Source organism: Mesorhizobium qingshengii (genome assembly GCF_900103325.1).
Lineage (GTDB): Bacteria > Pseudomonadota > Alphaproteobacteria > Rhizobiales > Rhizobiaceae > Mesorhizobium > Mesorhizobium qingshengii.
On record NZ_FMXM01000016.1, the window covers coordinates 100,427 to 115,050 of the forward strand.

Here is a 14,624-nt window from a genome sequence, read left to right on the forward strand (position 1 = left end):
CTTGATGGCTACCATCATATGCCTGATCGTTTTTAAGAAAATGCGACCTTTTGTTGCATCTTCCGATCATGCGTAAATGTTAGGCAACCTTGATTTCCTTCATCGCCTTCTCGAAGGCGGTCTTGATCGGCTTGGAGACGTCCTCGGCCGCCTTGGTGGCAACGGTCTGGAAGTCCTTGGCCTGCTCGACGGTCATCTCGACGCGCTTGCGCAGGAACGCGGTCTGCAGCTCGACGACTTCCGACAGCGACTTGGCGCCGATCAGGGCTTCCAGATGCGAGAAGCCGGCCTCGGCATTGGCGCGCAGGGCGGAAATGGTCTTGAGCGACAGATCGCTGGAAACGGTCTTGGCGGTCTCGTAGCTCGACTCCAGAGCCTTCTGGGTCTCTTCGGCACCGGTCTTCAGCTTGGCATAGGCCTCTTTCGACTGCTCAACGCCCTTTTCGGCGAAAGCGCGGATCTGGTCGGTGGCCTTGGAAGCGTCGAAGCTCGGGAATTCAACGTTTTCGATGGTCTCGGCGGTCTTGGTCCTGGACATTTTTCCATCCTTTTCAGCGGCAGCGGCTTTGACAGAAAGCCGTCTCGTTCAGTTATGATGGCAATATAAAGGCAATTTTTGTGCATTGCAATATCTTTGTTGCAGTGCACCATAAATTTTTCACGGCCGTTAACCAAGAGCCCAAATTCCGACCTTTGCACGTTCTGGCTTGTGGACCTTCGCGCCTCCGGCTTTTATTAACAAAGCGTTAACTGCAAATTCGCCGCTCCGTGAGGGTTCGCCAAGCGCATGCCGTCCGAATATTCCTTCCTCGACGTCGCCGTGCTCGATGCGGTCCGCCAGCGCTTTGCCGCCGGCGACGCGATCGCGATCCTGTCGGAGGATCTGGAGCAGGTGATCTGGGCCAACGGGCCAGGTGCGGCGGTGTTCGGCTATCCCGACATCGAGGCCATCATCGGCGCCTCGGCGCAGTTGCCGTTGATCGCGAGACGCCAGATCATGGCGACCAGCGGATTTCCCGAGATCGGCCGCGACCGCGCTATCATGGTGCGGCTGGCAACCGGCATGACCAGCCGCGCGGTCGGCTTCCTGGCCAGCGCGGTGACCATGCCGGACGCTGAGAAAGCGATCATGCTGGCGGTGCCGGCGGCGCAGACAGGCTCGCGCAGTGCCGGCGAGATCGCCGCTCGCGCCATCAGCGGTTTTACCGAAGATGGTCATTTCATCGCCTTCATCGATGCCAAGGGCAACATCGAGGCGGCGTCGGAAGGGTTTTCGGCACTGGGCATCTTGCCGGGGACGCTGGCTGCCCTCGTCGCTGACGTCGCAGCAGAGAGCGACCGCATCGTCAAGCGCCTCGTGCCCGGCCGCACTGCCTCCTTTCCGGCTGGTCTCGCAAGATTGACCGAGGAACGGCATCTGCTGGTGGTGATCGACGAGGACCAACTCGACGACAGGACCACAACCGGCGAACGCCCCGAACCCACTGCCGGGACCGCGCCGGCTGGCGACGCTGTTGACCAGTCGGAGCCGAGCCTGCGCACCGAGACAGCGACGGACGAACCGGGCGCCACGCAACCGGCCGAAGCTATCCCGGCATCGGAACTGCATGAGGTCGCCGACGCGGCCGGGCAAGCTCCGGCGGCAGGGAACACGCCGGCGCAGCACGATCATTGGTACTTCAACACCGACGAGGACGAGGGGCAACAGGTGCGCCGACCGCCCGAACCCGATGCGCGGGCCGAAGAGGCTGTCCCCGAGAGCCCCGAGGAAAGCACGAAGCGGAATGATGTCCATACCCCCTTGCCGACCGCGACGCCGGCCGCTCCGGCGATAGACCGCGCCGCGGCGCCGATACGCTTCGTCTGGCGTACCGATGCCGACGGCAAGTTCAGCGCGCTGTCGCCCGAATTCGCCGAGATCGTCGGCAAGCCCGCTGCCGACGTCATCGGCCGGCGTTTCAAGGATGTCGCGGCAGCCTTCGGCCTCGATGCCTCCGGCGAGATCGCCGGTCTGCTGGAGCGGCGCGACACCTGGTCCGGCCGCTCCGTGCTGTGGCCGGTCGTCGGTACCGATCTCAAGATACCTGTCGACCTGGCCGCCCTGCCCGTCTATGGCCGCAGCCGTGCCTTCGAGGGTTTCCGCGGCTTCGGCGTTGCCCGCACCGGCGACGCGGTCGTCGATCCCGAGGCCATCGGCATGGCGCTCGTTCCCAATGGCGATGCGCCGGCGCAAGAACCGGAAACCGTCGAACCCGCGCCCGAGGCGCCGAAGACGCCAGACCCCTTCAAGGGCGAGGTGCCGGCGCTGACCATCGTGCCGAAACCGGAGCGGCGCTTTGCTGACAAGGTGATCCGGCTGGCCGAACATCGGCAGCCAGCCAACGACAAGGGTCTGTCGACGCTGGAACGCAGTGCGTTCCGCGAGATCGGCGAACGGCTGAAGAAGGACAGTTCCCCGGTTGAGCCCCCAGAGGCCGAGAAGCCTGAGCTGGCGCCAGCAGTCCAGGCAGAGCCGCAATCCGAGGCCGCCGGCACGATCCTGTCGACGCAAGATGGCGGCTCGACAGAGGACGCCGCCACCCCGAATGCTGGACCAGTGAATGCGGACCTCGAGCCGGCAACTGACGCCGCGGACGAGGCAAGCACAGCCGAGCCCGCCGATATCGATGCCGAGGACGAGAAGGATCTGGCACGGCTCGACGGCGAACATCCGGATGAGACGGCGGGAGAGGAAACCGTTCGGTCCAGTCCTTCGGGCTCGCTGCTCAACCTTGCCGACCGCGACGATGAACCGACCTATGTCGCCGACAACAGCGACGATGCGCCGGTATCTGCGGAAGCGACGGAAGGTCGAGCCAAAGCCGAGGCTCGCGACGCTGAAGCGCAACCGGCGGCCAGCAGCACATCACAGGCGAACGACCCGGCTGCGGACGACGATAGTATGACGTCGGCGGATTTTCGCGACGCCGAGGACAATGAGGATTGGGCGCAGCCCGACGAGGGCGCCGCGCCTGATAAACAGGCCGTTGCGTCCGCCGAGGAGACTGACAACGCGAGCGATGCCCTGGAGGCGCGCGTCGAGCGGCCACGCCTGCAGGTGCCACCGCTCAAGGTCGAAGGGTTCGTGCCGTCGGCGTTTTCGGCCGGGGATGAAAACCGGGGCCCTGATACCTCGCTTCTCAGCAAGCTGCCGGTGCCGCTGCTGATCCATTCGGGCGATCAGCTGCACTATGCGAACGAGGAATTCCTCGACCTGACCGGCTACGAGGCGCTCGATGACCTGGCGGATGCCGGCGGTCTCGGCGCACTGTTTGCCGACCCCTACGCCGATGACGGCGCCTCCGACGGCACCGATCGCGCGCTGCGGCTGAAGACCCGTGGCGGAGAGGAATTCCCGATCGAGGCCATCCTGCGCTCGGTTCCCTGGCGCGACGGCAAGGCGCTGATGCTGGTCGTGCGCCGCTCCGGCGAGGATGACACGCCGGCAGCCCCGCATGCGGTCGGCGACGAGCAGACACAGCCGGACGTTTCGGAGCTCAAGGCACGCATCGCCGAGATGCGCACCATCATCGACACCGCGACCGACGGCGTCGTGCTGATCGGCCGTGACGGCACCATCCGCTCGATCAGCCGCCCGGCCGAAGCGCTGTTCGGCTTCGACAGCGACGAGGTGACCGGCAAGCCGTTCGCCTCGCTGTTTGCCATCGAAAGCCAGCGTGCGGCGCGCGACTATCTCAACGGACTGTCCGAGCCCGGCGTGGCGAGTGTGATGAATGACGGCCGCGAGGTTATCGGGCGCGAGGCGCAAGGGCGCTTCATTCCGCTGTTCATGACCATCGGCCGACTGCCCAACGACAGCGGCTTCTGCGCCGTCGTGCGCGACATCACCCAATGGAAGCGGGCCGAAGAGGACCTGACGCAAGCGCGCGCGGTGGCCGAACGCGCGTCCTCGCAGAAGACCGATTTCCTCGCCCGCATCAGCCACGAGATCCGCACGCCGCTCAACGCCATCATCGGGTTTTCCGAACTGATGGTCGACGAGAAGTTCGGCCCTGTCGCCAACGACCGTTACCGCGATTATCTGCGCGACATCAACCGCTCGGGCAATCACGTGCTCGACCTCGTCAACGACCTGCTCGACATCTCGAAGATCGAGGCCGGCCAGCAGGAGATGGCTTACGAGGCGGTGTCGCTCAACGACACGCTGGCAGAGACGGTGGCAATGATGCAGCCGCAGGCCAACCGCGAACGCGTCATCATCCGCTCCAGCTTCGCTTCGCGACTGCCGGAAGTGGTGGCGGACCTGCGCAGCGTGCGCCAGATCGCGCTCAACATCCTGTCGAATGCCATCCGTTACACCCAGGCTGGCGGCCAGGTGATCGTCTCGACCGCCTATGAGACGTCGGGCGACGTCGTCATGCGGGTGCGCGACACCGGCATCGGCATGAGCCAGGCCGAGATCGAGCAGGCGCTGAAGCCGTTCAAGCAGATCAACGCCCTGAAGCGCGGACGCGGTGACGGCACCGGGCTTGGATTGCCGCTGACCAAGGCGATGGTGGAGGCGAACCGCGCCCGGTTCACCATCAATTCGACGCCGGGCGAAGGCACCCTGGTCGAGGTCGCGTTTCCGTCGACCCGCGTGCTCGCGGAATAACCGCGCCCTCTTCCAACAGTTTGATCTATCTCTATATTCTGGACGCAATTCCGGACGGAAACCCGTTCGCACTTTTCCTGGAATTGCCCCGGCAAAAGAAAAGGCGCCCAAAGGACGCCTTAAGAGATGGGATTGCTGTCACAACGGGGGCTTGAGCGAATTCAGATCCTCCGGGGATTGTGGAGGAACGGGATTTCTCCCTCAAGTTACATGCGACTATCGCCGCCGGGCCTTAACAACTCCTTACTGGCGCTGCGGAAAGTTTACGAATGTGTACCACTCATGAAATCTAGGTAAATTCTACCGACAGGTTTCGTTAACCATGACGACTGCCCGGTCACTCGGCCAGTTGCGGCAGGTTCTTGAACAGTTCCAGCGCTTCGGGGTTGGCCAGCGCCTCCTTGTTCTTGATGGCGCGGCCATGCACCACGTCGCGCACCGCCAGCTCGGTGATCTTGCCTGATTTGGTGCGCGGGATGTCGGTGACGGCGACGATCCTGGCCGGCACGTGGCGGGGGCTCGCCCCAGTGCGGATTTTGGAGCGAATGCGTTTTTCCAGATCATCGTCCAGCCGCACGCCCGCGGCCAGCCGCACGAACAGCACGACGCGCACGTCATTGTCGAAATCCTGGCCGATGCACAACGCCTCCAGAATCTCGGGCATCTGTTCGACCTGATTGTAGATTTCCGCCGTGCCGATGCGCACACCGCCCGGATTGAGCGTGGCATCGGAACGGCCGTGTATGATCAGGCCGCCATGGATGGTCCATTCGGCGAAATCGCCATGACACCAAACGTTGTCGAAGCGCTCGAAATAGGCCGCCTGGTACTTCTTGCCCTCGGGGTCGTTCCAGAAGCCGATCGGCATCGCCGGAAAGGCCTTGGTGCAGACCAGTTCGCCCTTCTCCTGCCTGACCGGCTTGCCGTCGTCGTCCCAGACATCGACGGCCAGGCCGAGGCCGGGACCCTGGATCTCGCCGGTCCACACCGGTTGCGTCGGCACGCCGAGCACGAAGCAGGAGACGATGTCGGTGCCGCCGGAGACCGAGGCCAGGTGGACATCCTTCTTGATGCCGTCATAGACGAAGCGGAAACCCTCCGGCGACAGCGGCGAGCCGGTGGAGGAAATCGCCCGCACGGTCGACAGATCATGGGTGCGGATCGGCTTGAGACCGGCCTTGCGCACGGAATCGATGAATTTGGCCGAGGTACCGAAAAAGGTCATCTTTTCGGCATCGGCGAAGTCGAACAGCACATTGCCGTCGGGATGGAAGGGCGAGCCGTCATAAAGCAGCAGCGTCGCGCCTGAAGCGAGGCCCGACACCAACCAGTTCCACATCATCCAGCCGCAGGTGGTGAAATAGAAGAAGCGGTCGCCCTCGATCAGCCCGGCGTGCAACCGGTGTTCCTTGACATGTTGGATCAGCGTTCCGCCGGCAGAATGGACGATGCATTTGGGAATGCCCGTCGTTCCGGAAGAAAACAGGATGTAGAGCGGGTGCGCAAACGGCAGCCGCTCGAAGCCGACGGGCTTGACGGCAAACGGCGACAGCGCCTCTTCCAGCGCTACCGCCTTGTCAATGGTTGCGGCAACATCGGTCGAGGTGCCGAGATAGTCTACGACGAGAACCTTGCGGACCGTGCCAAGCTTGGCCGCAACCGCGGCGATCTTGTCGGCGACCTCGATCGCCTTGCCATTGTAACAGTAGCCGTCCGGCGCGATGAAGACGACAGGCTCGATCTGGCCGAAGCGATCGAGCACGCCCTGCTCGCCGAAATCGGGAGAGCAGGATGACCAGACGGCGCCGATCGAGGCGGCGGCCAGCATGGCGGCAACCGTCTCCGGCATGTTGGGCATCATAGCCGCGATGCGATCACCCTTTTTCACCTTGAGCGACAGGAAAAGCTGCTGCAAACGCGAGGTCAGCGCATGCAACTCGTTCCACGACAGCCGGCGTTCGACCTTGTCCTCGCCGCGAAAGACGACTGCGTCACTGGGCCCGGTCTTCTTCAACAGGTTCTCGGCGAAGTTCAGCGTTGCGTCAGGGAAGAAGGAGGCGCCCGGCATCTTGTCGCCGTCGGCGAGCACGAGTTCGCCCTTGTCGCCGACAATGCCGCAGAAATCCCACACCAGGCTCCAGAATGCCTCGCGATCGTCGACCGACCAGCGGTGAAGGTCGGCGTAGGAGGAGAAGGTACCGCCGGCTTTCGCCATGGCAGCCTCCATGAAAGCGGTCAGCGGCGCGGCGTCAATCTGGTCTTGTGTCGGGGTCCAGAGTGGTGCGTCGGCAGCCATGATCTTTCCTCCTTAAAGCGTGTCGCGTCTGAGAGAATCCATGCAACGCGCTTTAAACTCTGCTTTAGGCATGCCGCTGTCCCAAAACCGCCACGAACCCTCTCGGCGCAGGCTTTGGGCGACATGCATCAGGCTGCATCGCTTATGCATATCGCAGCGCAGCAGAGCAAGATTTTGTTCGGCCGATACAGCCAGATGTGCGCAAATGCCATCGCCGGGCCATAAAGACTTGAAATGCGTCAGCCCTAGGTCGTAGTGACGACTGGGGTTACACCCGTCAGGCGATTTTGTCGGAATGAAAGCATACGAGGCGAGATGCCATCTCCTTTGATCCGGCGCGGCGTATGGGCGATCGGCACCGCCGTGATCGTCATCGCGCTGATCGTTGCCGCGCTGCCGCTGATCGCTTCCACCCGTATCGTGCGCGACCGCATCGCCTGGGAAATGAGTGCGTGGAGCGGCTTCCGGGTCGCCATCGAAGGCTCGCCCCGCATCGAGGTCTGGCCGAATTTCCGGGCGATCCTGACCGATGTGACGCTTTCGCAATGGACGGACACCGACGCACCGCCGGTCGTCGAGGCCGAACGGGTCGAGGTCGATCTCTCCGCGATGGCGGCACTGCGCGGCGATGTGGTGTTCTCGACGGCGCGGCTGGTGCGGCCGACGATCCGGGTCCAGCGTATGGCGACCGGCCTCTTCCTGCCCGCCGTCCCGACCGGCGGACGCATCGCGCGTTCCATCGACACGGCGCGCGGCGTGGTCAATGCCGACCCCGCCAAGCCGGATCTCGACAAGCTGCCGGCCGACACTTTCGGCACCGTTGAGTTCCGTGACGGCCGCATGGTGGCTTCCGTCGGCGGCAAGGATGTCGAGGTCCTGAGCAGCCTGACCGGCCAGGCGACCTGGGCGGCGATGAACAGCAATGCGACGATGTCGGCGACCGGAATCTGGCGCGGCGAAAGCGTCGCCCTGGACGTCGCCTCGCCGAAACCTCTGGTGCTGTTTGCCGGCGGCACGGCGCCGCTCACGCTGTCCTTCAAGGCAGCGCCCGCCACCTTCTCTTTCGACGGCACCGCCAGCATGTCCGAAAACGCCTATTTCGATGGTCAGGCGAAGTTCTCGGCGCCGTCGTTGCGGCGGGTTCTGGAATGGGCGCAGGCCGGCATCGCTCCGGGCGCCGCGATCGGCTCCGTCAGCATTTCGAGCAAGGTCACGGCAACGGCCGGGCGCGTCAAGTTCGACGACACCGCGCTCTCCCTGGACAACAATCCGGGGATGGGGGCGCTGGACCTCTCGCTCGGCGAGGCACAACCGGTGGTCTCGGGCACGCTCGCCTTCGATACACTGGACCTCAGGTCGTTCCTGTCCGCCTTCACGCCGCTGGCGCCAACCGCTGGGGCCGGTCAGGCCGAAATCGACACAAGTTTCGCCGACCGGATCAACCTTGATCTCAGATTGTCGGCGGCGCACGCCACGGCGGGCACCATTCAGCTCGCCGACGTCGCCGCCACCGCCCAGGTCAAGGATGGGCTTTCCGTCTTCGATATCTCCGATGCCTCGGCCTTCGGCGGCAACATCCAGAGCAGCCTTCGTTTCGACCGCAAACCGGAAGGCACGCAGGTCGAGATCCGGCTGCTGGCCTCCGACATCGACGGCGGTGCTTTCGCCACCGCGGCGGGGATGACGCGGCTGGTGCCGGTCGGCACGGGAACCGTCTCGGTCATCCTCAAGGGACCCGGCAGAACCTGGGACTCCATCTTCGACAATGCCGACGGCTCGGTCACGGCAACCTTCGGACCCGGTGCGTTGAGCAAGCTCAATCTGCCGGCCTTCCTCAAGCATACCGAACAAGGCGGGTTCTTCGCGCTCGACGACGTCTCCGACGGAACGCTGCCGATCGACGGCGCCGAGATCAAGGCCAGCATTTCGAAAGGCGTTGCGCGGATCGACAAGGCCGAAGCCAATTCGGCGAAGTACAAGATCTGGCTTTCCGGGATCGCGTCCTACGCGGGACGGGGACTGGCCCTGTCCGGCGGCGTCATTCAGGCGGACCAGGCGGCAGCGCAGGCCAATGGCCAGCAAGGCCCCAACCAGTCGTCGTTCTTCGTCGGCGGGACGTGGAGCACGCCGTTCATTTCCCCGATCAGCCGCGGCGTTTCGGGGGAATAGACCGCATCACCCGCGTTGCGCGGCCTGTTCGTCGAGCTGACGCTGCACCTCGCGCCGCTTGTTGGCCACCGAAGCGATGATGACGCCGACCGCGACAACGGCGATCAGGATGGTGCAGGCGGCGTTGATCTCCGGGGTCACGCCGAGGCGAACCTGGCTGTAGATCTTCATCGGCAGCGTGGTGGCGCCAGGCCCGGAGGTGAAGCTGGCGATGACCAGATCGTCGAGCGAAAGCGTAAAGGCCAGCATCCAGCCGGACACGATCGCCGGCATGATGACCGGCAGCGTGATCTGGAAGAAGGTCTTCACCGGCGTTGCGCCCAGATCCATCGCGGCTTCTTCCAGCGAGCGGTCGAAGCTGATCAGGCGCGACTGCACCACGACGGCGACGAAGCACATGGTCAAGGTGATGTGGGCGAGCGTGACGGTGAGGAAGCCGCGGTCGAGACCGACGGCCACGAAGAGCAGCAGCAGCGAAAGGCCGGTGATGACCTCAGGCATGACCAGCGGCGCAAACACCATGCCGGAAAACAGCACCCTGCCCCTGAACCGCGTGTAGCGCGTCAAGGTCAACGCCGCCAGCGTGCCGAGCACGGTCGCCACCGTGGCCGAAATGACGCCGACGCGTGCCGTGACCCAGGTGGCGTCCATCAGGCCCTGGTTGTGGAACAGCGAGACGTACCATTTGGTCGAGAAGCCGCCCCAGACGGTGACCAGTTTCGACTCGTTGAAAGAAAAGACAATAAGCAGGACGATCGGCAGGTACAGAAAGGCAAAGCCCAGCACGATCGAGGTGATGTTGAAGCGGCTCCAGGTGGCGTTCATTTGTCTTGCTCCTGGGCACGCGCCTGGGCCTGCTGGAAGAGCATGATCGGCACGGTCAGCAGCAGCAAAAGGATGACGGCAACAGCCGACGACACCGGCCAGTCGCGATTGGCGAAGAACTCGTTCCACAGCGTCTTGCCGATCATCAGCGTCTGCGATCCACCAAGCAGGTCGGGAATGACGAACTCGCCGACGGCAGGGATGAACACCAGCAGACAGCCGGCGATGACGCCGGGCAGCGACAGCGGGAAGGTGATCTTCCAGAACGCGCTGGTCGGCGGACAGCCAAGATCCTTGGCCGCCTCGATCAGCGAATAATCCATCTTTTCGAGCGACGAATAGAGCGGCAGCACCATGAACGGCAGGTAGGAGTAGACGATGCCGATGAAGATCGCCGTGTAGGTGTTGAGGATGATCAGCGGCTGGCTGATGATGCCGGTGGCGAGCAGCAGCTGGTTGAGCAGGCCCTCGGGCTTGAGGATGCCGATCCAAGCATAGACCCGGATCAGGAACGAGGTCCAGAACGGCAGGATCACCAGCATCAGCAATGTCGGGCGGATCGTTGCCGGCGCGCGCGCCATGCCATAGGCGATTGGGTAGCCAACGAGCAGCGTCAGGACCGTCGAGATCGCGGCAATGATAAGGCTTGTCACATAGGCATTGAAGTACAGCGCGTCCTGCGTCAACCACGCGTAGTTATCGATGCTGAGCTGCTTCAACTGGCCGAAAAAACCGGAAATGCCGCCACTGAAATCAAGCACGGGTGTATAGGGCGGCATGGCGATCGCCGTCTGCGACAGCGAAATCTTGAAGACGATGATGAAGGGGATGAGAAAGAAAAACAGCAGCCAGACATAGGGAATGATGATGACCAGACGGCTGACGAAGGCCGCCCCCAATCTGGCCAGAATGGATTTTCCGGGACTGGTTGCCGGGGAGGCTGATGCGGCGGTGACGGCGGCGTTCGACATGATCGCCCCCTACCGCGTCAGTACGACGCCGGCGTCGGGCCGGAAAGAAACCCAGGCCCGGTCGTTCCAGCTCAGCGGATCCTCGGTGATGCGTGCCGCGTTCATCGTGCTCGCCCGCACCATCTGCCCGTCGTCGAGCCTGACATGATAGACGGTCATGTCGCCGAGATAGGCGATGTCGTAGACCTCGCCCTCGAGCGCATTGACGGCGTCGACCGGCTTCTTCGACGAAATCTTGATCTTCTCCGGCCGGATGGCGAAGACGATGTCGGCGCCCGCGGCGGTGTCGACGGCGTTGTCGACGACGATCTGGGCTCCGCTGGCACCGGCGATGCGTGTTGTCTTTGCCGTCCGCTCGGCAACCTTGCCCTCGAACATGTTCACGTTGCCGACGAAGTGGGCGACAAAGCGCGAGGTCGGGGCTTCATAGACTTCGGCCGGCGTTGCCACCTGCATCACCTCGCCCTTGTCGATGATGGCAATGCGATCGGCCATGGTCATGGCTTCTTCCTGGTCGTGGGTGACGACGACGAAGGTCAGGCCGAGATTCTGCTGCAGGTCCATCAGTTCGAACTGCGTTTCCTCGCGCAGCTTCTTGTCCAGCGCGCCGAGCGGCTCATCGAGCAGCAGCACCTTCGGCCGCTTGGCGACCGAGCGGGCAAGCGCGACACGCTGGCGCTGTCCGCCGGACAGTTGATGCGGCTTGCGCTTGGCGAACTGTTCGAGCTTGACCAGCCTGAGCATTTCGGCGACGCGCTTTTCGATATCGGGCGCGGACATGCCTTCCTGCTTGAGACCAAAGGCGATGTTCTTCTCGACAGTCATATGCGGAAACAGGGCATAGGACTGGAACATCATGTTGACCGGCCGCCGATAGGGCGGGATGCCGCGCAAATCCTGGCCATCGAGCAGGATGCGGCCGGAAGTCGGCTCCTCGAAGCCGGCGAGCATGCGCAGCAGCGTCGATTTTCCGCAACCAGAGGCGCCGAGCAAAGCGAAGAACTCGCGCTCGAAGATGGTCAGCGACAGATTGTTGACGGCGGTGAAGTCCCCGAACTTCTTGGTGACGTTGTCGAACTGGATATATGGCTTGGCGTTCGGATCATTCCATGGCGCGAAATCCCTGCGGATGCTGCCAAGCGATTTCATGTCCCCACTCCGTCTTGTTCTTGCTTCTTGCCCCGGAAAAGAATTGGTCCCGGCAGGTGGCTGCCGGGACCGTGTCGGATTGCCTACTGGCCAGTGACGATCTTGGTCCAGGTGCGCGTGATGACGCGCTGGGTCTTGGGGTCGTAGGGCGAAACCGTATAGAGCTTCTTTATCGTCTCGGCATCGGGATAGACCGAAGGATCATCCAACAGCGCCTTGTCGACGAATTGCTGCGAAGCCTTGTTGCCGTTTGCGTAAAGCACGTAGTTCGACGATTTGGCGATGACTTCCGGCTTCATCATGTAGTTGATGAACTCGAGCGCCTCGGCGACATGTGGCGCATCGGCAGGGATCGCCATCTGATCGAACCACATCTGCGCGCCTTCCTTCGGTACGGAATAGCCGATCTCGACACCCTGCTTGGCCTCGACCGCGCGGTTGCGGGCCTGGAAGACGTCACCCGACCAGCCGACCGCCAGGCAGATATCGCCGTTGGCGAGTGCGTTGATGTATTCGGAAGAATGGAACTTTCTGATGTAAGGCCGGACCTTGAGCAAGGCCTCTTCGGCCTTGGCAATATCGTCGGGCGAGGTGCTGTTCGGGTCGAGGCCGAGATATTTCAACGCCGCCGGAATGATGTCGGCCGGCGAGTCCAGCACGTAGACGCCGCAGTCCTTCAACTTGGCCAGGCTGTCGGGATTGAAGAACACATCCCAGCTGTCGATCTTGTCGGTGCCGAGCGCGGCCTGCACCTTCTTGATGTTGTAGCCGAGACCAACCGTACCCCACATGTAGTTGACCGAGTATTCGTTGCCGGGATCGTATTTGGCGGTTCGCTCCGAAACCGTATCCCACATGTTGGAGATGTTCGGCAGCTTCGACTTGTCGAGCTTCTGGAACACGCCAGCCTGGATCTGGCGCGCAAGGAAGTTGCCGCTGGGCACGACGACGTCGTAGCCGCTGCCGCCGGCAAGCAGTTTGGTTTCAAGAATTTCGTTGGAATCGAAGGTGTCGTAGACGACCTTGATGCCGGTTGCCTTGGTGAAATCATCGATGATCGAGCTGTCGATGTAATCCGACCAGTTGAAGACGTTGACGACACGGTCCTCCGCGTGACCACCGACAGTGAAAAGCGTCAGAAATGCCGAGGTTGCCGAAAGCCAGAGCGCTTTGCGGATCATGCTATTCTCCTTTGATGAGTGTTCCTTCGCCGGCTCGTCGCGGACCCCGCGCGACCGGGCATTTGTTTCAGACTATTGGGCTTTCCAGGGGGCGACAAGCGCGAACTGCCGACACCATGGGGATGGTTCGATGCGCGGCGGGTGATGGCTCCGTGCCCCTGTCTCGACCTGGGTGGCGTGCCGATGCCGTCAGAGGCTTTCGCCGTGGCGTGGGCAGAGATACGACGATGTGGTCCGGCCTCGATCTGACCGGCATGGAGACTTGGCAAGATACGCCTGTCTTGTTGTTGCCGTATTCCCAGCCTGCCCGCGCGGCAACGACGTTGTCAATGGCAAAGCTGCAGACCGCGTCAATTAGGCGATGGCACTCCGGTGACCCCTGCGCGCTCGGGCCGTGCCTGGCGCTTGAACTCAAGCCCGATATGGACGAGCAGCGCCGTGACCACCACCGCGCCGCCAACGATGGTGCGCCCGGACGGCACCTCGGAATGAATGAGCCAGACCCATATCGGCCCGAGGATCGGCTCGAACGTGCCGAGCAGCGCCGCGATGGCCGCCGGGATCAGCCGTGCGCCGGTGGCGAAGAAGGCAAGGCCGAGGCCGAGATTGACCACGCCGAAAGCGAAGAGAAAGCCCATGTCGCCGGCCGATACGGTGAAGGTCGAAGCCTGCGAGGCGGCAAAGCCCGCCGCCAGGATCGTGCCGAGACAGGTCGCCGGCGTCATCCGCACGCTTGAAAACCGCCGCGTGATGACGGTGGCGATCGAGAACATGAACGCAATCAGCAACGCCAGCCCGTCGCCGATCGGTGAGACGGCGCCGTCAAGGGATTCCGACACCATGATGGCGACCCCGGTGATGACTGCGGCAATCGCCAGCCAGGTCGAGACAGTCACCCTTTCGCGAAACAGTGCCCAGGCAAAGAGCGCCGCCAGAAGCGGCACGCCGGCCTGCATCAACAGGATGTTGGCGACGGTGGTGTAGGCAAGTGCCACGACGAACGCGGTCGATGCGGTGGCGAAGCAGAACCCCACGGCAAGGCCTGGAAGGCCCATGTCGCGAAACAATTTCAGCGTGCCGCGCCAGCCGTCGCGCCAGACCATGAAGCAGAGCAGGAAGGCGGCAGCCCACACGGAGCGCCAGAACACCACGGTCCAGCTGTCGTCGACGCTGATAAAGCGAGCGATGGTGCCGCCAAAACTCCACATCAGCGCCGACAGGAACACCAGCAGGAAGCCGATCCGCTCCTCCCGCTGCGGGGCGGGCGCTGAAACAAGGCTCGGCGATGATGCTGTGTCGGTCATGGGCGCGACTGTCGAGCTTTTGTGGACGGGACGATGCGCAAGGGACGACAGAAAAGTACCCTGTTCGCGTAACGC

Annotated in this window: 9 protein-coding genes; 2 read left to right on the plus strand and 7 right to left on the minus strand. The window is 63.1% G+C overall.

Features of this window, described 5'->3' with window-relative positions; genetic code table 11:
- Positions 1 to 79: 79 nt before the first annotated feature.
- Positions 80 to 538: a phasin gene (locus BLS48_RS23405; protein ID WP_091582756.1), complete on the minus strand. Its 459-nt coding sequence runs from the start codon at positions 536 to 538 to the stop codon at positions 80 to 82.
- 249 nt (positions 539 to 787) lie between these two features.
- On the opposite strand from BLS48_RS23405, the gene BLS48_RS23410 reads away from it, so the two are divergent.
- Positions 788 to 4,654, plus strand: a complete 3,867-nt coding sequence (locus BLS48_RS23410; RefSeq protein ID WP_091582759.1) for a PAS domain S-box protein — start codon at positions 788 to 790, stop codon at positions 4,652 to 4,654.
- Between the two features lie 337 nt (positions 4,655 to 4,991).
- On the opposite strand, the gene BLS48_RS23415 is transcribed toward BLS48_RS23410, so the two are convergent.
- Positions 4,992 to 6,950, minus strand: a complete 1,959-nt coding sequence (locus BLS48_RS23415) for an acetoacetate--CoA ligase (RefSeq protein ID WP_091582762.1) — start codon at positions 6,948 to 6,950, stop codon at positions 4,992 to 4,994.
- 315 nt (positions 6,951 to 7,265) lie between these two features.
- Here BLS48_RS23415 and BLS48_RS23420 point away from each other — a divergent pair, with 315 nt between their 5' ends.
- Positions 7,266 to 9,119: an AsmA family protein gene (locus BLS48_RS23420; RefSeq protein WP_091582766.1), complete on the plus strand. Its 1,854-nt coding sequence runs from the start codon at positions 7,266 to 7,268 to the stop codon at positions 9,117 to 9,119.
- Between the two features lie 6 nt (positions 9,120 to 9,125).
- Here the strand turns inward: BLS48_RS23420 and BLS48_RS23425 are convergent, their stop codons facing one another.
- The 5 genes from BLS48_RS23425 to BLS48_RS23445 all read right to left on the minus strand — a co-directional run bounded on the left by BLS48_RS23425 (position 9,126) and on the right by BLS48_RS23445 (position 14,549).
- Positions 9,126 to 9,944: an ABC transporter permease gene (locus tag BLS48_RS23425; RefSeq protein ID WP_091582769.1), complete on the minus strand. Its 819-nt coding sequence runs from the start codon at positions 9,942 to 9,944 to the stop codon at positions 9,126 to 9,128.
- Positions 9,941 to 10,915: an ABC transporter permease subunit gene (locus BLS48_RS23430; protein WP_091582772.1), complete on the minus strand. Its 975-nt coding sequence runs from the start codon at positions 10,913 to 10,915 to the stop codon at positions 9,941 to 9,943. The genes BLS48_RS23425 and BLS48_RS23430 overlap by 4 nt, the downstream gene beginning before the upstream one ends.
- 9 nt (positions 10,916 to 10,924) lie before the next feature.
- The gene (locus tag BLS48_RS23435) at positions 10,925 to 12,064 is read right to left on the minus strand and encodes an ABC transporter ATP-binding protein (protein ID WP_091582774.1); all 1,140 of its coding nucleotides are present in this window, start codon (positions 12,062 to 12,064) and stop codon (positions 10,925 to 10,927) included.
- Between the two features lie 83 nt (positions 12,065 to 12,147).
- On the minus strand, positions 12,148 to 13,245 hold the full coding sequence (locus BLS48_RS23440) for a polyamine ABC transporter substrate-binding protein (RefSeq protein WP_091582777.1): 1,098 nt from the start codon (positions 13,243 to 13,245) through the stop codon (positions 12,148 to 12,150).
- A 350-nt stretch (positions 13,246 to 13,595) separates the two neighbouring features.
- Complete coding sequence (locus tag BLS48_RS23445) at positions 13,596 to 14,549, minus strand: DMT family transporter (RefSeq protein WP_091582779.1); 954 nt, start codon at positions 14,547 to 14,549, stop codon at positions 13,596 to 13,598.
- Between the last annotated feature and the right edge of the window lie 75 nt (positions 14,550 to 14,624).

Excerpts from the sequence above, each read along its gene's own strand:
- BLS48_RS23405 (WP_091582756.1), bottom strand. The coding sequence starts at position 538 with ATGTCCAGGACCAAGACCGCCGAGACCATCGAAAACGTTGAATTCCCG.
- BLS48_RS23410 (WP_091582759.1), top strand. The coding sequence starts at position 788 with ATGCCGTCCGAATATTCCTTCCTCGACGTCGCCGTGCTCGATGCGGTC.
- BLS48_RS23415 (WP_091582762.1), bottom strand. The coding sequence starts at position 6,950 with ATGGCTGCCGACGCACCACTCTGGACCCCGACACAAGACCAGATTGAC.
- BLS48_RS23420 (WP_091582766.1), top strand. The coding sequence starts at position 7,266 with ATGCCATCTCCTTTGATCCGGCGCGGCGTATGGGCGATCGGCACCGCC.
- BLS48_RS23425 (WP_091582769.1), bottom strand. The coding sequence starts at position 9,944 with ATGAACGCCACCTGGAGCCGCTTCAACATCACCTCGATCGTGCTGGGC.
- BLS48_RS23430 (WP_091582772.1), bottom strand. The coding sequence starts at position 10,915 with ATGTCGAACGCCGCCGTCACCGCCGCATCAGCCTCCCCGGCAACCAGT.
- BLS48_RS23435 (WP_091582774.1), bottom strand. The coding sequence starts at position 12,064 with ATGAAATCGCTTGGCAGCATCCGCAGGGATTTCGCGCCATGGAATGAT.
- BLS48_RS23440 (WP_091582777.1), bottom strand. The coding sequence starts at position 13,245 with ATGATCCGCAAAGCGCTCTGGCTTTCGGCAACCTCGGCATTTCTGACG.
- BLS48_RS23445 (WP_091582779.1), bottom strand. The coding sequence starts at position 14,549 with ATGACCGACACAGCATCATCGCCGAGCCTTGTTTCAGCGCCCGCCCCG.